We start from the raw sequence: 25,040 nt of genomic DNA, 5'->3' as shown, positions 1-25,040 counted from the left end.
TCTGTCCATTTGTTACAACTCTCCATTTGCTTCTTCTGTAATTAAATATCTATTATCAACCTGCATTTCGTCTTCTTTGACACTATCTTTCTCCTTCAATGTCTGGTAAACATCATTTAGATTTTCATACCAGTCATCAGTGATACTTAATCTTGCGTTGCCAGATTCATCAGTAAACACAAATCCCATGATGTAATTTTGCTTTAAGTGATTTTCATCGTCACCAGATGATTCTAGGTGTTGGGGGTTGGCAAAAAGAAATTTATGCTCTGAATACCGAAGAAAAATGTCAATCGAAATAACGTTAAATTCATCTTTTCGAGGCGTTGCTTGAGTTCTGTTGCTTGAAGCAGATTTGCCAGAAACAAAGTGAGTTTCCAAGACCCGAATCTTTGACATAACATAATTGAGGCGGCTGTCAAATAACGCATTTACTTCTTCTCTTGAAAGATGCTTCAATGCCTTTACTGCGCGTGATTTGGCCGTTTCTCGTTGTGGGTTGTAGTTTTGAATTTCTTCATATTCATAAATGGTTGTTGAAAATTCATCTTGAAACTTTGGCAATTCTCGATGTATCCATTCGATAACTTGTTCTTTGATGTTGCCCTTCTGGTCAATCCAATCAATTTTTCCAGAATGTGCAATGAGAAAATTTTTTAATTTCTCGAAGTTGTACAATTTATGCCACTTTTCAGAATTTGACTTTACGCCTTTAGATTCCACAACATACCAAAGATTAGATTCTGGTTTGCGAAAATAAAAATCTCCATGGTGATTTGGGTGCTTCCTACCTTCCCATTTTTCACGAATTCGTTTAACTTCAAATCCATATTCTTCTTCAAGTTTCTTTTTTAGCAACAACTCCGTGATTGAACCACTGACATATCCCTGTGCATTAGGGCTGTGCTTTAATGCTTCAAGAAAAATTTCTAAATTAGTCTTAAATACTCGGTGAACAAAATTAGTCAATCGTTCAAAAATGGTCATATTTTCGTCTTGTATTGTTGAGAAAAACCTTCCCAGAGTTGAATAGATAGACTATTTTTAGCCTTGACTGTATTCCTAGCAAACCAGTCTTTTAGTGGACAGAGATAATCGCCATCTTGATTAAACAAGAACTTGCCCCTATACCTGATTATAGAATATAAATTAGAGGATGTCAAGAGATAAAAAATTCAGTTTAATGTTAACCAAAGTGATTGAAAAAAGCTGAGAGATTGTTTAGGGCAGAAATCTTGAGGGATTATATCAAAACATTGAGGAAGACTGAATTTATTCAGTCATGCTCTCCTGTTATTTTAGTAAAATTGTTTAGCCTTTTGATCAGGTGGGTGACACTCACCTGATTTATTTTTAGCTATACATTAAAACGGAATAGTAAAACATCACCCTCTTGAACAATGTATTCCTTGCCTTCACTTCTGACTAAACCTTTTTCTTTGGCTGCGCTCATCGTGCGACTATTAACTAAATCCTGATAAGACACAGTTTCTGCACGAATAAAACCCCGTTCAAAATCCGAGTGAATAACTCCGGCTGCTTGAGGTGCTTTCATACCGGCAATAATCGTCCATGCGCGGGTTTCTTGGGGACCAGTGGTGAGATAGGTACGCAGTCCTAATAACTCGTAGGTAGCTTTAATTAAAGATTTTAATCCCCCTTCTTCTACTCCTAAAGAACCAAGAAAATCTTTTCTTTCTTCCTCCGACAATTCCACTAATTCCGATTCTACTTGAGCAGAAACGATCACAACTTTTGCCTGTTCCTGTTGGGCAATTTGACGGACACTTTCTACCCAATCATTACCCGTGGCCAGATCATCTTCGCTCACATTAGCGGCATAAATAATCGGTTTACGACTCAATAAACCGAGATTTTTAATTAATTCTTCTTCCTCTTTGCTTAAATCCACTTTTCGCGCCGAAATACCGTCATTAAGACAAATTAGGATTTTTTCAAGGATAGCCAATTCTTCGGCGGCTTCCTTGCTATTTTTCGCCTGTTTGCGTAAACGTTCCACCCGCTTCTCCACCTGTCCCAAATCCGCTAGAGCTAACTCTAGATTAATCACCTCGATATCCCGGGCCGGATCCACAGAACCGGAAACATGAATAATATCATCATTATCAAAACAGCGCACCACATGAACGATCGCGTCCACTTCCCGGATATTAGCCAAAAATTGATTACCCAATCCTTCCCCCCGACTCGCACCCTTGACTAATCCGGCGATATCGACAAATTCAATCCGCGTCGGCACGATTTTCTCAGAATTAGAGATTTTAGCCAAAACCTCCAGACGTTCATCGGGGACGGATACCACACCCACATTCGGTTCAATGGTACAAAAGGGGAAATTAGCGGCCTCGGCCTTGGCATTAGCCACCAGAGCGTTAAATAGGGTCGATTTTCCCACATTTGGCAGTCCCACGATTCCAGCTTTTAACATAAAAATTGCTTGATAAACATCATCCCGACCTCTCACTATATCAGGCTGCCCCTCGTTTTTGTGAATCCGGTTGATGAGAAAGACTCTCGATAGTCAACAGCTTAGTTAACATTTATTCAAGTTCCTTAACTAAAAGTAGGCGAGATTTTACAAGAGATTGCGAGAATGGGATGTAATGCTTGAGACTGAGTTAGGGTGAAGAGTAGGAAAGAATACACCTGTAGCACTGGGCAAAATTATGGCAAGACAGGCCTTTCACTTCTAAATACGTCCTGAGAGTAATTTTCAGTGCTATGACAGTATATTTCCCAAGGGCGATCGAGTGTAAATATCGCCCAATCGCCGCAACTAATCACTAAATCATTCTTGGGGGTATCTGTATGAATCAAAGTATCGGAGCAAACACGCGTAATGTGGCCCTTGTCGGCCCCTACTCCAGTGGAAAAACCTCCTTACTGGAAAGTTTACTTTTCGTCACAGGAGCGATCACCAGAAAAGGTAAAATTAGCGATCGCAACACCGTTGGTGATAGTTCCACGCAAGCGCGGGATCGACAGATGAGTGTAGAAGTTTCCGTTGCCCATAGTCAATACCAAGACCTAAATTTTACCTTTCTCGATTGTCCCGGTTCGATCGAATTTGCCAGTGAAACCTATAATGCCCTCGTCGGGGCCGGTGCTGCTATTATCGTTTGTGAACCGGTGGTCGATCGAGTTCTCACCCTGGCTCCCTTGCTAAAATTCCTCGATGATTGGGAAATTCCCCATCTAATCTTCATCAACAAGATGGATCGCTGTAATAGTCACTTTAACGAAGTCCTACAAGCTCTCAAATCCGTTTCTAGTCGTCCCCTTGTTCCCCAGCAATATCCTATCCGTCAGAACAACGAAATTATCGGATTCATCGATTTAATCAACGAACAGGCTTATCATTACCATGCTAACAGTCCCGCCGACCCTGTAGCTTTACCCGACCACCTCAAGGAAGAAGAACAGATTGCTCGACAAGAAATGCTGGAAACGATCGCCGAATTTGACGATCATCTTTTAGAAGAACTCCTCGAAGATATTAACCCCTCCCGGGAAGAAATTCTCCAAGACTTAAAACAAGAACTGGGAGCCGATCAGATAGTACCCGTGTTCTTCGGTATGGCGGAACGGGACTATGGTGTGCGTCATCTCCTCACCGCTTTAGTGGAAGAAACACCGGCCCCGACAATTACTGCCAATCGTCGCGGTCTCGATCCCAGTGCGGATGGAGATGCAGTGGTACAAATCCTCAAAACCTATTTTACTCCCCAGGGCGGTCGCCTCTCCCTAGGGCGAGTCTGGCAGGGAACCCTTAGCGATGGCATGGCCTTGAACGGTGTGCGGATTGGTGGGATCTATCGTCTCATGGGACAACAACAACAACCCCTACAGCAGGCCCAAGCGGGGGAAATTATCGCTCTCGGTCGTTTGGAGGGAATCGGCACCGGAGACGTGGTGAGCAGCGGCAGTCAAAAACCCGACCTTCCCAAAGGATTACAGCTTAAACCCGTCTTTGCTCTCGCTATTGCCGCCGCAAATCGCAAGGATGAAGTTAAATTAAGTTCAGCTTTGACGAAACTGATCGAAGAAGATCCTTCCCTCTACTGGGAACAACACGGTGATACTAAAGAAGTGATTCTTTGGGGACAGGGAGAAATTCATCTGCAAGTGGCCCTCGATCGCCTAGCACGCAAGTATAATCTACCGATGACCACCCATTTACCCCAAGTTCCCTACAAGGAAACGATCAAAACCAGCACCAAATCCCACGGACGCTATAAACACCAAACCGGCGGCCACGGTGCTTTTGGTGATGTGTATCTCGATATTAAACCCTTGGCCCGGGGGGAAGGTTTCCACTTCCATGAAACCATTGTCGGTGGTGTTGTCCCCAAACAGTATATCCCCGGGGTGGAAACGGGAGTGCGGGAATATCTCGGTCATGGTCCTTTGGGTTTCCCCGTGGTGGATATTGATGTTACTCTCACCGATGGTTCCTATCACAGTGTCGATAGTTCCGAACAAGCTTTTAAACAAGCGGCCCGTCTAGCGATGACGGAAGGACTGCCTAAATGTCATCCAGTCTTATTAGAACCAATTCTATCGGTGACGGTTCTCGCTCCCTCAGAATACACCGCCAAGGTTTTACAGTTAATCAGTGGCAAACGCGGTCAAATTCAGGGTTTTGAAGCTTCTGCGGAGTGGAAAGGTTGGGATCAGGTGACGGCCTATCTCCCCCAAGCGGAAATGCACGATTTGATCGTTGAATTGCGTTCTTTGACTATGGGGGTTGGTTTCTTCCAGTGGGATGAGGATCACCTGCAAGAAGTGCCAGATAAACTACGCGATGCGGTTTTAGCTATGCAGGGTAATGGTAACAAGTAAAGTCTTCTTGGCTGTCAGTAAGGTAGAGCGATAAATTACCAAGAGATGGGCTTTTATTGGCTCATCTCTCCCTTTTCTGGCAAAAAATGACAGAAGGGTTCCATAAGATTATCCTAGTGCTATACTGCCCCAAATTAGTCTCGGAATTCTCAAACTAAGGGGATTAGAATCTTCTAGGGAAGGGATGAATCAATGGAAGATAATCTCAGGAGTGGAAATGGGCAGACCCAGCAGTTTACAATTAAAGTTTCAGAAAAACAACCGGTCAATCACGGAAGTTTCTCTGGGTGGTGCATCAGTTCTGGTCTGCCAAGGTAAGATGATAATTCCCGATGGGGAAACAAAAAGTGATATCAAAAGGTCATTGTGAGAGCAGTTGCCGAAGTCAGTAAAAAGGAGATGAACAATCTTAAAACATTAAGACCTGCAAGGATCAATCTCGGTTTTGTGGGATGGATGAGAATGAACTTGACAGGGTATATCGAAAAATATAAAATTTCTTGAGGGATAACCAAGAAAAAATACGGCAGTTATCTTAATGACGAGGCCGTAGGCGAAACGAGTTTATACCTTGTTTTTCAGAGAAAACCTGTCAGAGTCAATGAAATGTCTATAGCTAAAGCCTATTAAAATTAATCATTATGCTCACTTCTTATCAGGAACTACAAAAAGAACTTAGTTTGTCGTTACAAGACTTAAATAGTTTTGCCGACAAATTCCAAGAAAGTTATGATATTATAGTATCTTCAAACGAAATCAATGAGAATCACGGTGTCGGGGTTCTTTTAAAGAGAATTTTCCCTGATACCAGTGGGATAGTCTCCCTACGAACCACCAATCTCTACGGAGGAGATCAAGATTTTGGTGTCCAGAATTTTTGCCTAGATGTGCGCGGTTGTTCCTACGGGGAAATTTTAGTAAAAATTCAAAATTTATTTGTTTATTTAAAACCGAAAAGAGTCTTAGTAATTCCCTACTTTGTCGAAGATTTTTATGTAGCCACAGCGATTAAATCTCTCTTTCAAGTCCCCGTTTGTACCTACCTGATGGATGATCAGAATGTCTATGTTGATGGCGTTGACGATGAAGCAGTTCAGAAATTACTCGATAGCAGCGATTTAATTTTAGGCATTTCTAAGCCCCTTTGTCAAGCCTATAGCAAAAAATACGAAAGGAAAATTTGGTTTGTACCGCCTCTAGTGGAAAGTTATTTAATGCCACCAGAAATTACCGCACCCGATTCTATGGCAAGAGGGATTTTGATCGGTAATATCTGGTCTCAGACTTGGCTAGAAAATCTCAGGCAATTATGTCGAGAATCCCAGATCAAATTAGATTGGTATGGCAATCCTAACCGTCAATGGTTGCAATTCCAAGAAGCAGAGTTAGAACAAGATGGTATCTTCTTTAAAGGTTACTGCAGCCAAGATGCTCTCATCTACTACTTACGTCAAGCCCCTTTTGCAATCGTTCCCACCGCCAGTTCTGAAAACGAGCAAGAGCGTCCCGAATTCGCCTGTTTGAGTTTGCCATCCCGCATTCCCTTTATTACCGCCGTTGCTAATACTCCGATCATTATTGTTGGTCGTGAAGATAGTGCCGCCGCTCAGTTCGTCAAAGAATTCGACCTAGGAACTGTCTGTGATTATAAAGCTCAAAGCTTATTAGCAGAAATAGAGAAACTACGAATAGAAAGCAATCAACTGCGGCTCCGTTATTCCAGTCAAAAATTAGCCAAAAGCTTAAAAGCCGATCATTTTGATGATTGGCTCTGGAGATCGTTAGAACAGGGAAAACCCATCGATAATCGCTTTGAACAATTCGAGAAAAATAGCCTTAAGTGCGGTGTGATCGTTACCGCTAGTGAAGTCAATCAAAGTCACGGGACAGGAGCCTTGGTCAGAAGAATCTTTCCCGATGATAGCGAGATTATTTCCATCCGTTCCGATAATCACTATGGTGGTGAACAACAATTCGGGGTCTTGAGCTTCCATCTTGACCACAAGAAAATGTCGCGACCAGCGATATTTCAATCAATTCTACAAACTCTCGGACACCATCAAGTCCAAAAAGTTTTTTGTGTCCCTTATTACGCCAGCGATATTCTGACATCGATCGCTATTAAGGAATTATTTAACGTTCCCCTTGCCACCTACATCATGGACGATCAGAATATCTGCGTTCAGGAGATTCCCGATGATTTGATGAAAGAGTTTTTAGGCAAATGTTCCGTTCGTTTTGCCACCCATCCCGAACTCCGCGACGCTTACGAAAATAAGTACGGCTACAAATTTTGGCTCCTACCGGCGATCGTTCCTCACCGTCTCATTAATAGTGAAGTTGCCGAAGTTTCTCCCCAACGCTGTCAAGAAAAATGGGGAGCTTTATTAGGGAGCATTTGGAGTCCCCAATGGTTCCAATCTCTTTTAGAGAGTATTCAAGGAGCAGGAATTAAACTAGATTGGTATGGCAATTCTAACTATTATTGGCTCAAAGAATCTGCCGCAGAATTAGAAAAATGGGGACTTTATAGCCGAGGACTTTATCCCGAAGAAAAACTAGGACAACAACTACAAGCATATCCCTTTGTTATTGTTCCAACGGGGACCATGGACGAAAGAGATGATCGGACAGAATTATCTCGCCTTAGTTTACCCGGCCGGATTATTTTTAACCTCGCCACCGCTAACACCCCAGTAATTCTTTTAGGCAGTAATAAAACCTCGGCGGCTAACTTTATTAATCGCTTTCAAATTGGTGTGGTTTGTGATTATACACCTGAAAGTTTGGCAGCAGCCGTGGACTACGTTCTTAAACCAGAAAATCAGCAAAGAATGCGAGAAAATGCCGTTAAGGTAGCGGCAAAATTCTCCGATCAAGGTATTGATCAATGGGTGTGGCAGTCCCTAGAAAAAGAACAAGCAGCCGATGACAGATTTGAAGCGATTTTACCTCGATCGCCGATCGATTTGGTTCACTTTATTGAACCACCCGTTCCCGCAATTATTTATAAAGATTATGCTCAAGTATATCAAGTCATGCGACGTTTACGAGGGCAAAAATATCAGCCCGATTTTGTGGTTGATGTGGGAGCTTCCCACGGTATTTGGTCTCATACCGCTAGTCAATTATTCCCAGAAGCTCGCTTTATACTCATTGATCCGCTAATCTCAAAATACGAGCAATCGGCCAGAAATTACTATATCTGTAATATTCCTAAAGCGGAATTACTAGAAATTGCCATTTCTAATCAAGCTGGTCAGTTAAGTTTTCAAGTTTCCCCCGATTTGTACGGTAGTTCCTTGCTCACTCCCGCTGATTTTAGAAACTATGAAACGATTACAGTGGCAGTAAAAACCCTCGATCAGGTGGCGACAGATGAGCAAATTTCTGGCAGAGGAATATTAAAATTAGACGTGCAATGTGCCGAGCATATCGTCTTAGAAGGAGCGAAAGAATTTATCGCTCAGGTAGATTTAGTCGTTGCTGAACTCTCCTTTATTCGCTATGATCAGGACGCTCTCGTTTTCAATGAAATGCTTAATCTTTTGGATCAGCTTGGTTTCCGTTATTATGACGAAACCGGCGAATGGAGATCCCCCATTGATGGCACACTTCTCCAAAAAGAAGTGGTCTTTATTCGTCAAGATTTGTTAGTTCCTGAAACTAGCCGTAAAATTGAAAATTCTCCCAGTCAAGCTTAAGACAATTTACCCAATTACTAGCCAAAATGATCAAACAATTATTAGCCAAAAATAAAATAGTTCAGCGAGTTAAAGCAGTCAAAGATTTATTTCTAGAAAAACTTGATTCACTCAGTCGTGTCCAATTTGACCAACTCCAAAAACTGGAGAAACTGGAGAAACTGGAGAAACTTAATCAGCTTGATCCCTTAGATTTTAAGGTTGAGCAACTTAATAACTCCACGGAGCAAATCCGACAAGAAAATGCAGAAGCCAAGCGAAAGGCTGATTTATCACTGGAAAATCAAGCCTTCTTGCTCAAATTTTCCGTAGATATAATTAAAAATATTCAAGTCTTGACGGAAAAACTCCAGACAAATCACAGCCAATCTCAAAAACAGCACGAATCAACTCTCGACACTTTCCAAAAAATAGCCAGCCAATCTCAAAAACAGCACGAATTAACTCTGGACACTTTCCAAAAAATAGCCAGCGATGTGCGATTAGACTCCCAAAAACATAGTGATACAATTATCGATTCTTTCCAGAGAATTTATGAAGCTTACCAACAGCAAAGCGATGCTGTTTTTGGAACCATACAAAAAATACAAGAAAATCTCCAGCAAATTAGCGAAGATAACCGCCAAATCTTTGAAGATATTCACTCTCAAAAATACAAAGTCATTATCGATCAAAAATATTTTCAAGATTTAGACATCGAATTAATGACTTATTTATATTCCTATCTTCCCCATCGTCTTGCAGTAGATATTGGTGCTAATCGGGGCGATGTTTCTAGTCGTCTCCTACAAGTTGGTTATCAAGTTTATGCCTTTGAACCTTTTCCTGCTGTAATCGATAAGCTCAAAAATCGCCTCGGTGATCATCCTAACTTTCGGCTTTTTCCCTTTGCTCTCGGTTCCGAAAATCAAACCCAAGAACTCCATATAGCCACCGATGAAACCCCAGACAACACCTATCAAGATGCCAGCTTTTATAACAGCTTAACTAAGCATTCTCTCTCGGAAGGTTTAGTATTTACCGATACTATTCCCGTTACTGTTAAAACCCTAGCTAGTCTCCACGATGGTGAGGAATTACCTAAAGATATTGGTTTAGTTAAAATTGACACAGAAGGCTTTGATTTAGAAGTAATCAAAGGTATGGGTAACTATCGTTATCCCGTGGTAGTCGCGGAATTTTGGGATCAAAATTTCCCCTTTGGACGTTCGGGAGCGATGAATCAATTACCAGATTTAGTCAATGCTATGAAAGCAAGAGATTATCACTGGCATCTAGTTATCTATCGTATTTGGGGCAGTTCCGACGTTAGTTATTACTGTAATTCTGCCTATTCCCTCGATAATTCTTGGGGCAATGTTTTCTTTTTCCAAGATTATCATGTCTTCCATCAAGCCTTACTTTGGTCTGCTTCCGTTATGCCAGCTACTTATTTTTCAGCCTAGAAACTTAGGCATCAATCATTTTTTTCACAAACTAACTAACTAGGTGAGTAATGATTATGAAAAAAAATATTTCCTTAACCAGTGAAATTTTGATTCTCATCGGTTTGGGAATCGCTTTTTTGCTAGTAGGCATATTCTTTGGACCTAGATTACAACCCGTGTGGATAGATGAAGTAGTATTGGCAGAACCAGCAGCTAATCTAGCTTTATACGACAGTTTTACCTCGGCTGCTTGGTATCATCAAAATGCTCAGGAATTCCATGTTAGCACTTCTTTTCTTTATACGGTTTTGCTGGCTTTATGGATAAAAGTTTTGGGATTTAGTATTGAAAAAGTTAGGCTTTTTAATTATGTGTTAATGCTTCTTAGCATCACTGTAATCTGGTTATTCATCAAGAAATTGCCTTTAATTAAGTTTTCTTGGCTAAGAATTATCCTAGTGGTTAGTTGTCTTTTGCCAGCAGGAATTACCTTTATTTATACATCGGGAAGGTACGACACTTCCTGCATTTTCTTATCAGCACTGGTTTTGGGGGCTTTTTTAATAAAAGATGCTAAAATTCGATGGTTTACTATGACAATTATTGGATTTTTCTTTCCCCTTTCTGGATTGTCAGCAGTGGTCTTTGCGACAATTTTTGGCGTTATCCTACTCCTTTTCAACTTTCAGAGATTTTGGCGGGAATTTGTCGCTCTAAGTGGGGGATTTATTTTAGGAATATTATTTCTTTATGCACTTTACTCAACCAATGGTGTTTGGGATGATTTTGTTAGTCTGACTTTGGGTCATAGTGTTGCCAATGCCAACCTTAACAGAAGTGTCATTGATATAATATTTTCCAGAGTGAGCAAACTTTTTGACCAGAAAGATTATCTGTGTGGTGGCTGCTTGCATCCGTCTTTTCCACCACTGTCACTACTGCTGATCATCTTGATATTTTATGAACTATTGACCAAATCTTTCCGGTGGCGTTCTCCTTCCTTTTTTGCTTTGATCACCGTTATTACCATACCAACTACTATGTGTTTTCTGGGGAAATATCCACTTTATTATAGTTGGATGTCGATGTTTCCCTTAATCATTTGTATCTGCTGGAGTTTTAATAATATTTTAGAAAAAAATAAGGGCAAAATTCAGACGACAATTATTAGTATAGCTTTTTTAGTTTTATTATTGTATGCCAACTTACTAGGACTACCTTCCCTAGCGCAAATTACCTTACAAAAATGGGAGAACAATGACTATACTAAAGTACAAAACTTTCTCGATAACAAAATTAATCCTCAGGATCACATCTATGCTGATTTTCAAACATTCTACGCCCTCAAGTCTCGGGCTAAACGAGTTTATTTCCCCCTTTATAATGGGCAGATGACACCAGAGGATAGGGATAATCTTTCATTAATTGTCATTGATCCTAGGGCCAGTGCTAGAGCATCTTGGAATCCCGGATTAGCAGAAATTGTTGGCGACTCACTCCCCCAGTGGTACGATACAGGAGAACAGTTAGATACGGGCACTTATGGGATGAAATTGTACCGAAAAAGATAAACCTGGAGAAATTCAAAGGATATGAACTCTGAAAAACTGCAATTAAGGTCTGATTACCAAAAAATGCTTGATGACTTAGATCCTCAAGTCCTCCAATTGGATCGACAGGTATTTAAACGGTTACAAAACCTAGGTTATCCCCCGAGGGTGATCTTTGATGTGGGTGCTTCTAATAGTGGCTGGTCCTACTAAGTACCTAAGCAAAATTAATTACACATTTCGATAAAGCTTTTGCCTCTTGCCTATTGCCTCTTGCCTGTCTTCACTAGGAAATTTATTTTGCATGACTACTTATATCAAACAGGTGCTGCAGGAAGCTGAATTTTATCTCTTTGAACCCCTCATCGACTACAGCAGCGACTATCGGGAATTAATCTCAGAAATCCTGCGAGTCTATCCCTCCTTTCATCTGTATAAATACGCCCTCGGTGAAACCTCCGGCGAGGTGACGATGAATGTTTCCACGGACGTGGTGAGCAGTAGTCTCTTGCAGACTGGTGATGAGAGTCAGCCCACCACTCCCATCTCGGTGCAAATGTTAACAATTGATGACGCAATTGCCCGACTTGGTTTACCCCATCCCCAAGTGATCAAAATTGATACCTAAGGCTCGGAGTTGTCTATACTTAGAGGAGCCGTCAAAACCCTAGCTAAAGTCGATGTTCTCTTTCTCGAATGCTGGCTCTATCGGGGCTATAGCAAAAAAACTCCCCATATTGAAAAAGTTTATGGATTATCTCAACTATTTTGCTAACGATTGCCTAAGATATATACCCAGCCACAAGCTAAGGGACAAAAAAGTTTTAGTGGTGGGTTGTAACAATGGCAGGGATTGCCGCTTTTTTCTAGAAGCGGCCGTCGTTCACGGTCTTGATGTTTGCGAAGATATCGGCCAAGGCTTAACTCATGAAAAAGTTTCCTACTTTCAAGAATCAGTCGAATCGACGACAAGACCCGATAACTACTACGATCTAGTTTTTTCCGCCGCTACTATGGAACATATTCCCAATATTGAAGCGGCTTTTTCGGAAATATGGCGAGTGACAAAACCAGGAGGATTAATTTACTGTGTGGCTGCGCCTCTGTGGAATTCCTACGAAGGTCATCATCAATACGGTTTATTTGCCGATTATCCTTGGATTCATTTAAGACTATCAAAAGATGACATATTTCTCTATCTGCAAAAACATAAACAATTAGAAAATTTAAAACCTCTGGTAGCTATACTAGAGCAAGAAGGATTGTTATTAACTTCTTTAGAATCAGAAAACCAGGACATTTATGCTAAGAATCTAGCAGATTTTATGTTCTCTGACTACTTTAATTTTCTACCTTCAAATCGGTATATAGAAACGGCTCTTTCCCTTGATGTTTCCTATGTTATTCGCAATGATATTTGGCAAGATGGAGAACAATATCTCACCGATGCTATTCTGGCAGAATTAAACAGTAAAGGCTATAGTAAAGATGAAGTTCTATCTGTATCTCATACTTATGTAGCCATTAAATAAAACTGAAAAAACTCATAAAAATTTCTCCATTAGCTGGTATGAATGATAACCCAGTCCAAATTAACCAAAATTATCAAGAAGTATTAGAAAAGTTGAGTGACGAGCGAGTCCTCAAAGAGATTCGTCAGGTTTTTCAACGATTGTCCAATCTCGGTTACCATCCCCAAGTTATCTTTGATATTGGCGCTTCTAATAGTGGGTGGTCTTGTTATATTAAAAAAGTCCTTCCACTAGCCGAATTTTACTTATTTGAACCTCTAATTGATTACTGCTCTGAATATCGAGAATTTATCGAAAAAACTTTGGTAATGTATCCTTCTTTTCATTTGCATAAAATTGCCCTTAGTGAAAAAAGTGGTGATACAACTATCAATGTCTTTGCCGATAGCGTCGTCAGTAGCACTGCCCTAGATATGACCAGCACGGGAATCAAAACTATACCAGTTCCCGTGCCAATGTTTACCCTAGATGAAGCGATAACTTCCTTAAATTTGCCCATACCCCAGGTAATCAAAATTGACACCCAAGGCAGTGAGCTATCGATCCTGAAGGGAGCGCAAAAAACCCTCGCCAGTGTTGATATTTTAGTCTTAGAATGTTGGCTGTATCGGGGCTACGGACCAGATACACCTCTGTTAACGGAAATTGCTGATTGGCTACTACCCTTTAATTTTCGACTTTGGGATGTGGTCGAACCCTACCGTAACGAACAGGGTGTTTTAGCCACTCTAGACTGTGTTTTTGTTAACACAAAATCTGTAATAACTCCCGACTGGCACTATGCTTAATTATACTCAAGGATAATTATGGAAGCTACCAATTATAAATCCGTGGGGGAAACTTATAAAACCACAGCCAAATTGGCCCAATTAGCTCTAGACGTATTTCAAAGACTGAAAAACTTGGGCTACCAACCGCAAGTCAACTTTGATATTGGTGCTTCTAATGGCTCTTAGTCAAAGGACAGCCATGAAGTGCTTCCCACGGCGGAATTTCATCTATTTGAGCCTCTAATCAACTATGATACCACCTATCGAGCGATTATCCCAAAAAATCTCCGTTTATACCTTGCTTTAGGCGAAAAAAGTGGCGAAGTCACCATGAATATCTTCCCCCATATGGTGGCCAGTAGTGCTTTAGATTTAAGTGACCCCGATGCTACCCTTAGCGCCCTAGACTGTGTTGTTGTCAACAACACTCGTTTAGAACTAATCCCTAACTGATACTACCAGAGCCACCCATGACGAATTCTGCCTACAAGTCCGTTGCCGATACCTATAAAACGAGGGAAAAGTTTGCTCAGTTAGACCTAGAAATTTTCCAGCGTTTGCAAGCTAAAGGGCTATCCCCCCAGGTTATTTATGATGTAGGGGCCTCGGATGGTTCCTGGTCTAGGGATATTGTTGAGGTGTTTCCCCAGTCTCAGTTTTATCTATTTGAGCCGTTAGTGAACCACGCGCCGGCTTATCAGCAGTTTATGACCGAAAGTTTAAAGCTTCATGACAATTTTCACCTCTATGGGGTGGCATTAGGAGAACGGGAGGGAACTGTAACCCTTAATGTTTTTCCTAATCTGGTGGCCAGCACCGCTCTCCCGATGGAGGGGTCAGGTTTAGCACTATCAACCGTGACGGTGCCGGTTCTCACCCTAGATGGTTTAGTGGAGCGGGGAGAGTTACCAATCCCCCAAATCATCAAGATAGATACCCAGGGATACGAGTGGTCTATTCTCAAGGGAGCAGTCCAGATCCTCCCCCAGGTTTCAGTCTTATTGTTAGAGTGTTGGTTATACCGAGGCTATGGACCCCAGACACCTCTGTTAACGGAATTGGCCAATTGGCTACTAGGCTTCGGTTTTCATCTTTGGGACCTAGGGGATGAGTACCGGGACGAGGGAGGGGGGTTGGCGACGGTGGACTGTCTCTTTCTTAATGTGGCCTCAGAGCTCTGTCCCGCTTGGCACTATTAGTCTTTTTCGTGCAAACAAATCGAATAGGGTTAAGGCAAATCGTCACATAATGTTAAATTTGACCGCCTATCTCTCAAATCTGCAATTCCGTGCGCTATGCTAGTAATGGTTTTTTAATGAGTTAGCAAGCATTTCTAGCACCGGTATCTTCGGTAACACGAAAAAAAGTGGATTTAACTCTACCTCCCATTGCTATAGCTCTGCTTGACAAAATGATAATGCCTCTCCTATGATTAGTTGTGATACTTCAGAGACGTTTTCAGCTTCTTTGATTTTTGACCTCGTTTCCTAGTGTGAGGAGTTTTAGGTAACAAAATTATGGCTATTCCCCAATCTTCAATCATTGCTCTGTCCTTGATGTACACCAAGCTGCCCCCGTCAGCTTCTGACCTTACCTATTGGGCGAGTCCCGAAGGTCAGTCAGTTTCTTGGAATCAGGCGGTGCAGGCATTTTCTACCTCTAGTGCAGCCAAGGCAGCCTATCCGATGTTAGCATCCCCTACGGTGCTGTCTCAGAATGCGGCCGCTCGTCGTCAGTATGTCACCCAAGCTTTCGAAAATCTCTACGGGATTGCAGCGGCTGACATTCCGGCGGCAGAATTAACCTACTGGGCTGATACCTATCTTGTGTCCTCCCCCCAGGCGGTTTTTGATTTTCCGGTCGTTTTAAATCAGTATTCCCCCGCCTCACGGCAACAGGCTTTGACGAACCGCGCTCAGGTATCGGAAAACTTCGCGATTGCCATGGCGGCTGCTGGCTCGTCCACCTTTACCTCAGCCCAGTATAGTGCTGGCTGGGCCATTGTGAATACGGTCACTGCCAATGCCGCTACCGTAACGGCGGCTAACGCACAAATTGCTGAATATGTCGCTGGTGGTGGCGGTACGGGAATTACCTTTACCTTGTTAGAAACAGGAGCCGTTTTAACGAACGAAGCTTCCACCCATGTTTCCCCTGCCGATAAGTTTCTCTCCAACTCTAACGATAAGATCAACGGTACAGTTTTCTTGGATGGCAGTGTTATCCAAGACTCCAGTACCTCCGATAATGATGTCTTATCGGCGACCATCGTGCCCGTTACCAATTTCTTGGGTATAGTAACCATCCCCTTTATCAGTAAGATCGAGGACATCAAGCTCACGGGTTCCCCCGGTGCGGCTATCCAGATTGCCAACATCAGCGATGTCAAGAATTTAGAAGTTGTTACAGGTAATCTCCAGGTTAACACCTCTGAAAAGCACACCCTGAATCTAGCGAAAGACTACAGCGGAACCTTGACCTTAAGCCAGGCCAATGCTAACAACAAAACCACTATTAACCTAAATGGTACGGTAGCGGGGACGACAATTGTTGACCTTAACAACGCCAGTGATATCAACCTAGTGGTCAAGGCCGATAGTGTCCTCAAAGCTGGTGACACTACTGCTAACCCCACTATTTCTGATAGCGCTGGTAATACTAATTTCGTCATCAGTGGCGACAAAAACCTCACCATTGAGGGTGCCGTTCGAATGGCTATTGGCTCCTCCCCCGCTCAATTAGATGCCAGTGCTTTAACCGGTAAGCTGACCCTCGATCTAGCTAACATCGGTGTAATCATTGACGGTAAGAGTGTCAAACAGATTGTCGGTGGTAAGTCCGATGACACCTTCATCTTGACGGCAATTCCCGACCAGTTAGTTGGTGTTGCTATCAACGGCGGTGACGGTAAAGATACCATAACTGCAAGTTTAGGAGGCGGTGGTCTTTTTGCTCTGGATAAGGTAACGAATGTAGAAACGGTTGTTCTCAAGCAAGTGTCTTTTGTGAATACGCTTGTTGTACCCAATGACTCCTTCGTTGCCAGTGGCAAATCTGCCACCGTCGATGCCTCCTCTTTCACGGTTTCAACACTTAAATACGATGGCGGCTTCGAAACCAATGGTACCTTGAATATCATCGGTGGAGCTTTAAAAGACAATATCATAGGTGGTGCCAAGAATGACACCCTGACTGGTGGTGGTTCTGCCGACATCTTAAATGGAGGTCTTGGCACTGGCAATGATACCTTCGTGTATAAGAGTATTGCTGACTCGAACTTTGATAGTGCCGTTGCCTTCGATACCATCAACAATTTTCAGGAGGCGGGTGATGTCCTCGACCTGACGGCAGTTGGCTTTACTTCTACCCAGTTCTTGGGCGATGTGACTCCCTTTATTATTCTCCCTGTTGATATTCTAGATGCAGCACAACAGGCCTCTGTAGAGATCGGTAAAAACGCACTGGCTTCCTTTAAGTTTGGTGGCAACACCTACGTTCTGGGAACAAATAACTCTAACGTAAACGTAGTCGATGCTGGTGATTTGTTTATCGAACTCACTGGTAGCTTGACGCTGACCTCGATTAACTTTGCTTAGACCCCGATTGGTTTTAAGTTAAGAGTTTAGAGAAAGGCCACCCAGAAAAAGGGTGGTCTTTTTTCGTTTATTCTCCAAGGAAACCCTCCCTTCCCCCCTTGATAACTATCCCTTATAGGGATCTTTCTTAACAATTTTTGCAGTAAGCACTCCAACCCTTATCCTGACTTGATTTCAGTTTTTTCTTTGTCAGTAAGGGTGTCAACAAGGAATATTACAAATTGTTAACCGAGTCTTGAAAGCCTTGTGCTACAAAGGTTTGAAATGTTAAGAAAGATGTGACTAAAGGACAGCCCCCTTGATAAGGGGGGTAATAGCTTCAATTTCCTCGCGACTTTTCCGGGGGAAATCGCTTTAAGAGTTCCTGCTTGGAATACTGTAGGAGTAAAGGGGTAAATTCTTCCGGGGACAATTGTAAAATCCGGCTGATAATAGCTTGAATTTCTGGGTCTAACTCACCAAAACGGACTCGGAGCAGGTTTTCCACCACCAGACGTTCCCCCTCTTGCAGACCTTGTTCTAGACCCCGTTCTAGACCCCGTTCTAGACCCCGTTCTAGACCTTCTTGCAGACCACGTTCTAGACCTTGTTTTTCTCCTTCGGCCAGTGCCTCTTGATAGACTCTCGTTTGTTTTAAATCACTTAGTTCAAACATAGCTTCAATTTCCTCGCGACTTTTCTGGGGGAAGTAGTAGGGTTAATTCATGAATTAACCCTACCCTTGATAAGGGTGGTAATAGCTTCAATTTCCTCGCGACTTTTCTGGGGGAAATCGCTTTAAGAGTTCCTGCTTGGAATACTGTAGGAGTAAAGGAGTAAATTCTTCTGGGGACAGTTGTAAAATCCGGCTGATAATAGCTTGAATTTCTGGGTCTAACTCACCAAAACGGACTCGGAGCAGGTTTTCCACCACCAGACGTTCCCCCTCTTGCAGACCCCGTTCTAGACCCCGTTCTAAACCCCGTTCTAGACCCCGTTCTAGACCCCGTTCTTCTCCTTCGGCCAGTGCCTCTTGATAGACTCTCGTTTGTTTTAAATCACTTAGTCCAAACATAGCTTCAATTTCCTCGCGACTTTTCTGGGGTAATTTGTAAATGATGATACTTTCGATTAGGTCAATTAACTGCCGTTGACTGGACTGGTCGGTGATTTCTTCTCTAGTCCGCTCGATTAGGGTTTGAGCAGTCCTCACCGCTGCCGTTTCCGACTCTAAGTACCTAGGCAAAATTAATTACATACTCGCCTCCAAAATTGTCCAGCACTTTTTTAACGTAAGCGAGGAGGCTCTTTCGGTCTTTATAGGCGCTAAATTCAATCCATTCATATTTTAAAAATCTCCATAATATTTCAATTAAATTTAAATGAGGTGAATAAGTGGGCAACCAAAATATTTTCAAATTTTTCTTTTCCCATTCCTCAAGTTTCTCCATAAATGCCTCGCTGGTATGAATGGAAGCTTGGTCAATTATTATGACAGTTTTTTTCTGTATATTTTGGCAATATTTATCCAGAAAATTAATAACTATCTCGCTAGTAACCGTTCCGACCTGTGTCTCATAAAATAATTGATTATCTCGTTTCATTATTCCTAAAATATTTAGTCTTTTACCTTCAATTGGTGGTAACTTTATCGTGGTTTTTTCTTCTTGCCAAGCGTAAGGAATACAAGGCTTTGAATCCCATCCCATTTCATCCAAATATCCTATCTCAATCTCTCCTCTTTTTTCCTGTTTTTTTAGTTCTTCTAAAATAGGTAGTTTGACCTCAAGCTCCCACTCATCAGGGGTTTTGGCGACCCCTCTTCTCACCCTTTTCCACCTCATGTTGATTTTTTTTATGAGTCTTTTTATCGTGTCTTTGCTTACGGTTAATTTCCATTCTTCTACAATTTTTATCTGGATTTTTTTTAAGCTTTTCGGTTCTTCTTTTACCCAGTCAATAACTTGTTGACCTTGTGCTTCTGTCAATTTAGGTTTTCTCCCTCTTCCTCGACGATTATAGAAACCAATTAGTTTTCTATCTTCCCAGGCCGTCAACCAATTATAGATGGTCTTTCTCGTAACTCCAAATATTCCGCTCAATTCTTCTATCGTGGTTCCCTGAAAACTTAAGAGTATACATTTCGCTCGCTCTCTTACTTGATGATGTTTACTAGCTCGATAAATTCTCTCTAGCATTTTCTGGCTCTCGGGGTTTAGGTCTCTAATCAATCTCATTGTATTTTCCTGCTGCTTCGTTTTTTTATGTATTATACTTCTTAATTTTTTATTTGGGTAATTAATTTTGCATGACTACTTACTACTAATTTAATCACACCGATTCCTAAGGAGGGATGGGACACCTGGGGCAATTCATCGAGATAAATGCGTCTGACGCTCGATAAATTGAGGATTTCGCCAAAATGCAGGGATTGTTCCCGTTCCACCCGACGATGGGGATAAATGACGACAATTTGCCAGGGGTGAGGTGGTTGATATTGTTTTAAAAATAGGAACAATTCCGCAAAAAGTCGATAGTAGAGGGTGTCGTCCGCTTGGAACTGCACTTCCACTAGGTAGAGGGGTTGCTGAATATCTTCTCTGAGTGGTATAAATAAGCCATCGAGACGGAAAGAGAGTTGTTTCACCTCTTGGGAGGTGAATTGATAGTTTGCTGCTCCCGGTTGCGTTTGTCCGATTAAGTCAAAGAAACTGTCCGGAAAACGCAGGAATATTTGGTAAAAGAGACTGTCAGTTTTCACGAGAAATCTCGCTTCTAGGGTTTATTGGCAGTTGCCGAATCATTTGGCTAAACGGTTAATACTCTAGTATTAATAGACGTTGTATAATTTTTTCTCCTTGCTGTCACCAACAAAAATCTAGGGCTCTTCTAGGTTCTGTGTGATAAGTTTAACTTACTATATGATCGGTCAATCTTTGTGCCCTTTGTGTCTTTGTGGTTCCCTCCACTCCCTCGCCAGCAGGACTGTATCTCAGAATACATTTTACCCACCAAATCCAAAAGAGCCAATCTAGGGGACATGGCTCTTTTCCTGTATAATCAAGTCTTAATTTTAGGAATTGTCATTATATTTGAGGAAAATCTATGAGTTGGACAGAAGGATATGTATCGGAAGTTAACTACACTAGCGGCTTTTACGGCGAGTTAAGTCCCCTAAAATTAGGTTTAGCCACTCTGATTAAATCCATTCACCCCCCCGATTCCAGCCAAGAATTTACCTATTGTGAATTGGCCTGTGGTCAGGGTTTTACCACGAATATTCTAGCGGCAACCTATCCCCACGCCCAATTTTATGCCAATGATTTCAATCCTAGCCATATCGCCACAGCTAGAGATTTAGCGGCCAAGGCGGGAATGAAGAATATTCTTTTCTTTGATGATAGTTTTGAGGAATTTTTAGAGAGAGATTTACCTCAATTTGACTTCATCAGTCTGCACGGAATTTATAGCTGGATTAGTGCCAAAAACCGCCAAGCAATAGTTGATTTTATGCGCCGCAATCTCAAGGTGGGGGGATTAGTTTATATCTCCTATAATGCCCTGCCGGGTTGGTCAGCAGCGATGCCGATGCAAGCTTTAATGTTACGTCATGGTCAACACAGTTCCGAACCAATTTTAACCCGCATTGAACAGGCACTTAATTTTACAGGAGAATTATTAGAGGCTAATGCTAGTTATTTTGCCCAAAATCCAATTTTAAAAAATCGTTACGAGCGCCTAAAGGAACAAAATCGTTATTATTTAGCTCACGAGTATTTCAATCAGGAATGGAATTCTTTTTACTTCGATGAAGTGGCGAAAGAATTAGAGGATGCTAAACTTAAATATGTGGGTTCCGCCCATATTAATGACCATATTGATATGGTCAATCTCTCACCAGCAGCCCAAGAGAAATTAGCCAAAATCAGCGACCCAATCTATCGAGAAGTGGTGCGAGATTTCTTTGTTAATAGTCAATTCCGTCGTGATATTTTTAGTCGAGGCTCCTTAAGTTTAACCAACCAAGAACAGCTTAAACAACTACAAGAAACCCGGTTTGCTCTGATTGTTAATCCCGCAATTATCAAGTTCGAGCAGCAGTTTCCCGTGGGAGAAGTTAAGTTACAGGAGGCAATTTATCAGCCAATTTGTGAAGTTTTGGCAGAATCTCCCCAAACTTTACAGCAACTGCAAAATCATCCCAAAACCTCAAATATTAACTTAAATGGTCTTTACCAAGCTCTCGTGATTTTAACTGGTATTGGCTATATTCATCCTGCTGTGAATGAGCAAACTTGCCAACAACGGAAACCATCTACTGATGCTTTTAATAATGCAGTGAAAGCGAAAGCAGTCTATAGTGAGGAATTAAGCTTTTTAGCTTCTCCTTTGATTGGGACTGGAGTAGTGGTCAATCGTTTAGAACAATTATTCCTCTTGGCTAAATCCTCTAACCAAGATGCAGTACAATTTGTCTGGCAAATTTTGGCAAGTCAAGGCAAAAAAGTGGTTAAAGATGGGAAAACTTTGGAAACAGAGGAGGAAAATATTGCTCATCTGAAAACAGTGTACGAGCAGTTTAGTAAAGAACGTTTACTAACATTGCAAAAACTAGGTGTTTAGTAAATAAACTAAGATGTAAGTAGCTGGTTATAATTAAATTAAAAATGGATTTTAGGTTCGATCCCCCCTTAATCCCCCCTTGATAAGGGGGGCGCTGATCCCCTCTTAATCCCCCCTTGATAAGGGGGGCGCTGATCCCCCCTTAATCCCCCCTTGATAAGGGGGCTCTCTTGGGTTTGGTGGGTAAAATGTATTATAGGATACATTCCTGCTGGCAATCAACTGGAACGAACCACAAAGACACAAAGGACACAAAGATTGATCGCTTCTAGATAATCTAAACTTATCACACAAAGAATAAGAGAGCCATAAGGGGGGTATCTGACAATTTTTAACGCCTACCTACTTATTTAGGGCTTGCTGAATAATGGTAAAACCCTTTTAAAATAAGGCTTTTGACCTGTTAAAATCCGATGTTAGTGCAAGAATAGAACTCTTGCAAATTAATTATATGTTATAATGATGGGTTAACTAATTTTCCCCAAAAAAATAGTTAATCAGTACATTCGTCCTGAATGAAAACTTGAAGTTTAACTGGCTCTTCGGGAATTGTTATGCAAATAATTAACTTAAAATAAAATTCGATGAGAGCAACTACGCTCAAAAGTAGCTGAAATTCATACAGGAAAGGACTTAAGGCACAAATAGGTTAATACCAAAAGATAGACAATCGAGTTAAGATTTGATATAATAGCCAAAAACGAGATTATTTTACTTATGATACTTGACAAATTTTTGAACCTACAAGAAACCTGTATTCAAGGCTATCGACACCTAGAAAATATCGGTATAGTTTTCCAAATCGAATCGAAAAATAAAAAAGCAGCCTGTCCTCGTTGTGGGTTAGAGAGCGATAAACTTCACCAAAATCATCGACATTTAGTCAAAGATTTACCGCTCTCAGGTCAACCAGTGTACCTACAAGTTAATCGTCGTCAATTTAAGTGCGGTAATTGTCAGAAACCCTTTAGCGAAGAGTTAGATTTTGTCGCCAAGAAACGAACCTATACGAAAAGACTAGCCGAGAATATACTCGAACAATTAAAAGAAGGAGATATTTTAAATGTTAGCCGAAGAAATGACGTAACGGAAGAAGAGATTCAAAGAATGATAGAGGACATAGCTGAAGAAATTACAGAGACAGACCTATCGAAATTAAAAAGACTAGGAATTGATGAAATCGCTCTAGTCAAAGGACAAAAAAATTACTGTGCGGTTTTAGTAAATTTAGATACGGGAAAACTAATAGCTATTCTAGAGAAGCGAACACAAGAAGAATTGAGGGAAACGCTTACAGGGTGGGGAAAAGAGGTGTTAGAGCAAATTGAAGAAGTCAGCATAGACCTTTGGTTGCCCTATAAAAATTTGGTGAAAGAATTGATGCCATCGGCCGAGGTAGTCGCCGATAGATTCCATGTAATGAAACAAATTAATCAAGAGTTAGACGAACAAAGAAAAGCAGAAAAAAGAGCCGTAGAAGCGCAGAGAAATAAAAAACAGAAAGCGGAAAAAGAAGCGAAGCTAGAAGTTTTAAAGCGAAGTAAATATAGCTTGTTAAAAAATGAAAAAGATTTAACGGAAACCCAAAAAATCAAACTAGAAGCTATCAAAGAAAATTTCCCAAATTTGAAAAAGATGCACGAGTTAAAGGAAGAATTTAGAAAGATTTATGAAACCTCAGAGAATCCGACAGAAGGACTGCTATCCATCTCGGACTGGTTGGCAAAATCCTCCAGTGTTTTTACCAAGAGTTGTCAAACAATCCGAAACTGGTTTGGAGAAATCATTAGTTATTTCGAGCGAAGGACAACTAATGGGGTGGTCGAGGGAATCAACAATAAACTTAAACTAATAAAACGGAGAGGCTATGGCTTTAGAAACTTTCGGAATTTTTGGGTTAGAAGTATGTTGTCTTGGCATCTTGTCTGTTGATTTAGCATAAAGGGTAACGAAGAGCCGTTTAACTTTTAACTCAAAACTCTTTAGAGCTGCTTTAATTTGGTTATCAAAACCTCTTTATTTAAGCGGCACAAACTATCTCAATTATAAAAATTGAGAATAAATTCTCCTTGACTTGATTAATCTTTAGGCAACTTTTAAGAAGCTGCTGATACCTATCCCTAACTCACAGTTATAAATAGCCGCCAACAAGTTAACTCTTAAACTATATCTTCGACGACGATTCCGATATTTACAGGATAAGATTTTAAAGATTTTGAGTTTCCTATTTATATGTTCAATGATAATCCTTTCTTTGGCTAAAGCCTTGTTATACTCTTTTTCTAACTCTGTTAATTTTCTATTTTTCGATTTCTTTTTCGGTGTATAACTATTACTATGGTATGCAGCTATTCCCTGATAACCACTGTCTTCTATGCTGGTAGTTAAAGGATGAAAACGAACTCGACTTTTTTTAAATAAACTAAAATCATGACCTCTACCTTTCCCACAAAAAACACAGATAATTTCCTCTGTATTTTGATCAGCTACTAATTGGGATTTTAAAGTATGATAACCTCTTTTACCCGAAAAAAAATCTTTCTGTTTCTTTTGGGGGCGTTCAATGGGAGTTTCCGTTACATCCATTACCGTTATGACCGGTATCTCTGCTTGATTGAGTAAAGCTTTTTTTCCTTTTAAACGGAAGTTTCCCGATTGTAAAAGCATTTTTTCCGTCTTATTTACAATCCGACATATAGTTGATTCTGATAGTTCCCAGCTTGTACCAATGTGAAAATATGTTCTATATTCTCGCCAATATTCTAACGTTACTAAAACTTGTTCTTCTATAGATAGTTTAGGTTTCGGTCCCCTTTTAGATGGTGAATTAGAGTCGGCTTCAACACTTTTTACTGATTCTACCATCTTTCTATATGTTTGTTTGTACACACCGAAACGGCGTTTGAATTGTTCATCTGATAAGTTTTGATAATCCATAATTTTGCTAATAAACATAGCAAAACTATAGATGATTTCCTGACCTAAGATCACATTTT

At 41.1% G+C, this 25,040-nt stretch carries 19 protein-coding genes and 3 pseudogenes; 15 read left to right on the top strand and 7 right to left on the bottom strand.

The genetic code is table 11. From position 1 onward, the window contains the following. Positions 1 to 12: 12 nt before the first annotated feature. A complete protein-coding gene (locus ACQY1Y_RS13000) occupies positions 13 to 987 on the bottom strand; it encodes a hypothetical protein (protein WP_430012902.1) in 975 nt (324 codons plus the stop codon). Between the two features lie 370 nt (positions 988 to 1,357). After that, complete coding sequence (gene ychF / locus ACQY1Y_RS12995) at positions 1,358 to 2,449, bottom strand: redox-regulated ATPase YchF (protein WP_043997648.1); 1,092 nt, start codon at positions 2,447 to 2,449, stop codon at positions 1,358 to 1,360. A gap of 380 nt (positions 2,450 to 2,829) precedes the next feature. On the opposite strand from ychF, the gene ACQY1Y_RS12990 reads away from it, so the two are divergent. From ACQY1Y_RS12990 to ACQY1Y_RS12930, 13 genes and pseudogenes are all read left to right on the top strand, one after another. Further along, entirely contained in the window at positions 2,830 to 4,863 is a 2,034-nt protein-coding gene (locus tag ACQY1Y_RS12990) for an elongation factor G (RefSeq protein ID WP_430012901.1), read from the top strand. Between the two features lie 154 nt (positions 4,864 to 5,017). After that, positions 5,018 to 5,233: pseudogene (locus tag ACQY1Y_RS12985) on the top strand (PhzF family phenazine biosynthesis protein); the annotation flags it as partial. Positions 5,234 to 5,504: 271 nt separating this feature from the next. Continuing rightward, the gene (locus tag ACQY1Y_RS12980) at positions 5,505 to 8,567 is read left to right on the top strand and encodes an FkbM family methyltransferase (protein WP_430012900.1); all 3,063 of its coding nucleotides are present in this window, start codon (positions 5,505 to 5,507) and stop codon (positions 8,565 to 8,567) included. Positions 8,568 to 8,593: 26 nt separating this feature from the next. Next, the gene (locus tag ACQY1Y_RS12975) at positions 8,594 to 10,012 is read left to right on the top strand and encodes an FkbM family methyltransferase (RefSeq protein ID WP_430012899.1); all 1,419 of its coding nucleotides are present in this window, start codon (positions 8,594 to 8,596) and stop codon (positions 10,010 to 10,012) included. A gap of 56 nt (positions 10,013 to 10,068) precedes the next feature. Next, positions 10,069 to 11,565, top strand: coding sequence for a hypothetical protein (locus tag ACQY1Y_RS12970; protein ID WP_430012898.1), 1,497 nt, complete (start codon positions 10,069 to 10,071; stop codon positions 11,563 to 11,565). A 21-nt stretch (positions 11,566 to 11,586) separates the two neighbouring features. Continuing rightward, complete coding sequence (locus tag ACQY1Y_RS12965; protein WP_430012897.1) at positions 11,587 to 11,757, top strand: hypothetical protein; 171 nt, start codon at positions 11,587 to 11,589, stop codon at positions 11,755 to 11,757. Between the two features lie 91 nt (positions 11,758 to 11,848). Then, entirely contained in the window at positions 11,849 to 12,172 is a 324-nt protein-coding gene (locus tag ACQY1Y_RS12960) for an FkbM family methyltransferase (RefSeq protein ID WP_430012896.1), read from the top strand. Between the two features lie 121 nt (positions 12,173 to 12,293). Continuing rightward, positions 12,294 to 13,076 (top strand): class I SAM-dependent methyltransferase, encoded by a 783-nt coding sequence (locus ACQY1Y_RS12955; RefSeq protein WP_002778510.1) that lies wholly within the window; start codon positions 12,294 to 12,296, stop codon positions 13,074 to 13,076. Positions 13,077 to 13,114: 38 nt separating this feature from the next. Beyond that, positions 13,115 to 13,864, top strand: a complete 750-nt coding sequence (locus ACQY1Y_RS12950; RefSeq protein WP_430012895.1) for an FkbM family methyltransferase — start codon at positions 13,115 to 13,117, stop codon at positions 13,862 to 13,864. An 18-nt stretch (positions 13,865 to 13,882) separates the two neighbouring features. Continuing rightward, positions 13,883 to 14,032: a hypothetical protein gene (locus ACQY1Y_RS12945; protein WP_153245594.1), complete on the top strand. Its 150-nt coding sequence runs from the start codon at positions 13,883 to 13,885 to the stop codon at positions 14,030 to 14,032. Between the two features lie 18 nt (positions 14,033 to 14,050). Beyond that, entirely contained in the window at positions 14,051 to 14,299 is a 249-nt protein-coding gene (locus tag ACQY1Y_RS12940; protein ID WP_430012894.1) for a hypothetical protein, read from the top strand. 17 nt (positions 14,300 to 14,316) lie between these two features. After that, positions 14,317 to 15,045 (top strand): FkbM family methyltransferase, encoded by a 729-nt coding sequence (locus tag ACQY1Y_RS12935; protein WP_430012893.1) that lies wholly within the window; start codon positions 14,317 to 14,319, stop codon positions 15,043 to 15,045. 357 nt (positions 15,046 to 15,402) lie between these two features. Further along, positions 15,403 to 17,442 carry a hemolysin gene (locus tag ACQY1Y_RS12930; RefSeq protein WP_430012892.1) on the top strand — a complete coding sequence of 680 codons (2,040 nt, stop codon included), beginning with the start codon at positions 15,403 to 15,405 and terminating at the stop codon, positions 17,440 to 17,442. A 319-nt stretch (positions 17,443 to 17,761) separates the two neighbouring features. Here the strand turns inward: ACQY1Y_RS12930 and ACQY1Y_RS12925 are convergent, their stop codons facing one another. The 4 genes and pseudogenes from ACQY1Y_RS12925 to ACQY1Y_RS12910 all read right to left on the bottom strand — a co-directional run. Then, on the bottom strand, positions 17,762 to 18,097 hold the full coding sequence (locus ACQY1Y_RS12925) for a hypothetical protein (protein WP_430012891.1): 336 nt from the start codon (positions 18,095 to 18,097) through the stop codon (positions 17,762 to 17,764). Positions 18,098 to 18,184: 87 nt separating this feature from the next. Continuing rightward, a pseudogene (locus tag ACQY1Y_RS12920) lies at positions 18,185 to 18,655 on the bottom strand (DUF2887 domain-containing protein); the annotation flags it as partial. A gap of 4 nt (positions 18,656 to 18,659) precedes the next feature. Next, positions 18,660 to 19,658: an IS630-like element ISMae24 family transposase gene (locus ACQY1Y_RS12915; protein WP_052275630.1), complete on the bottom strand. Its 999-nt coding sequence runs from the start codon at positions 19,656 to 19,658 to the stop codon at positions 18,660 to 18,662. A 59-nt stretch (positions 19,659 to 19,717) separates the two neighbouring features. Beyond that, positions 19,718 to 20,182: pseudogene (locus ACQY1Y_RS12910) on the bottom strand (Rpn family recombination-promoting nuclease/putative transposase); the annotation flags it as partial. A gap of 344 nt (positions 20,183 to 20,526) precedes the next feature. On the opposite strand from ACQY1Y_RS12910, the gene ACQY1Y_RS12905 reads away from it, so the two are divergent. Together ACQY1Y_RS12905 and ACQY1Y_RS12900 are read left to right on the top strand one after the other, a co-directional pair. Next, complete coding sequence (locus ACQY1Y_RS12905; protein ID WP_430012890.1) at positions 20,527 to 22,044, top strand: class I SAM-dependent methyltransferase; 1,518 nt, start codon at positions 20,527 to 20,529, stop codon at positions 22,042 to 22,044. 717 nt (positions 22,045 to 22,761) lie between these two features. Then, a complete protein-coding gene (locus ACQY1Y_RS12900) occupies positions 22,762 to 23,976 on the top strand; it encodes an ISL3 family transposase (RefSeq protein WP_430012889.1) in 1,215 nt (404 codons plus the stop codon). Positions 23,977 to 24,129: 153 nt separating this feature from the next. Here ACQY1Y_RS12900 and ACQY1Y_RS12895 read toward each other — a convergent pair whose 3' ends face one another. Further along, positions 24,130 to 24,999, bottom strand: coding sequence for an IS5-like element ISMae4 family transposase (locus ACQY1Y_RS12895; RefSeq protein ID WP_430014674.1), 870 nt, complete (start codon positions 24,997 to 24,999; stop codon positions 24,130 to 24,132). Positions 25,000 to 25,040 lie beyond the last annotated feature (41 nt).

Origin of the sequence: Microcystis ichthyoblabe FBCC-A1114 (assembly GCF_050500245.1) — a bacterium.
Classification (GTDB): Bacteria; Cyanobacteriota; Cyanobacteriia; order Cyanobacteriales; family Microcystaceae; genus Microcystis; species Microcystis ichthyoblabe_A.
Note: the sequence above shows the minus strand (reverse complement) of the source record. Positions and strands in the feature narration are given on the sequence as shown.

Coding starts and splice junctions, on each gene's coding strand:
- ACQY1Y_RS13000 (WP_430012902.1), bottom strand. CDS start 987: ATGACCATTTTTGAACGATTGACTAATTTTGTTCACCGAGTATTTAAG.
- ychF (WP_043997648.1), bottom strand. CDS start 2,449: ATGTTAAAAGCTGGAATCGTGGGACTGCCAAATGTGGGAAAATCGACC.
- ACQY1Y_RS12990 (WP_430012901.1), top strand. CDS start 2,830: ATGAATCAAAGTATCGGAGCAAACACGCGTAATGTGGCCCTTGTCGGC.
- ACQY1Y_RS12980 (WP_430012900.1), top strand. CDS start 5,505: ATGCTCACTTCTTATCAGGAACTACAAAAAGAACTTAGTTTGTCGTTA.
- ACQY1Y_RS12975 (WP_430012899.1), top strand. CDS start 8,594: ATGATCAAACAATTATTAGCCAAAAATAAAATAGTTCAGCGAGTTAAA.
- ACQY1Y_RS12970 (WP_430012898.1), top strand. CDS start 10,069: ATGAAAAAAAATATTTCCTTAACCAGTGAAATTTTGATTCTCATCGGT.
- ACQY1Y_RS12965 (WP_430012897.1), top strand. CDS start 11,587: ATGAACTCTGAAAAACTGCAATTAAGGTCTGATTACCAAAAAATGCTT.
- ACQY1Y_RS12960 (WP_430012896.1), top strand. CDS start 11,849: ATGACTACTTATATCAAACAGGTGCTGCAGGAAGCTGAATTTTATCTC.
- ACQY1Y_RS12955 (WP_002778510.1), top strand. CDS start 12,294: ATGGATTATCTCAACTATTTTGCTAACGATTGCCTAAGATATATACCC.
- ACQY1Y_RS12950 (WP_430012895.1), top strand. CDS start 13,115: ATGAATGATAACCCAGTCCAAATTAACCAAAATTATCAAGAAGTATTA.
- ACQY1Y_RS12945 (WP_153245594.1), top strand. CDS start 13,883: ATGGAAGCTACCAATTATAAATCCGTGGGGGAAACTTATAAAACCACA.
- ACQY1Y_RS12935 (WP_430012893.1), top strand. CDS start 14,317: ATGACGAATTCTGCCTACAAGTCCGTTGCCGATACCTATAAAACGAGG.
- ACQY1Y_RS12930 (WP_430012892.1), top strand. CDS start 15,403: ATGTACACCAAGCTGCCCCCGTCAGCTTCTGACCTTACCTATTGGGCG.
- ACQY1Y_RS12925 (WP_430012891.1), bottom strand. CDS start 18,097: ATGTTTGAACTAAGTGATTTAAAACAAACGAGAGTCTATCAAGAGGCA.
- ACQY1Y_RS12915 (WP_052275630.1), bottom strand. CDS start 19,658: ATGAGATTGATTAGAGACCTAAACCCCGAGAGCCAGAAAATGCTAGAG.
- ACQY1Y_RS12905 (WP_430012890.1), top strand. CDS start 20,527: ATGAGTTGGACAGAAGGATATGTATCGGAAGTTAACTACACTAGCGGC.
- ACQY1Y_RS12900 (WP_430012889.1), top strand. CDS start 22,762: ATGATACTTGACAAATTTTTGAACCTACAAGAAACCTGTATTCAAGGC.
- ACQY1Y_RS12895 (WP_430014674.1), bottom strand. CDS start 24,999: ATGTTTATTAGCAAAATTATGGATTATCAAAACTTATCAGATGAACAA.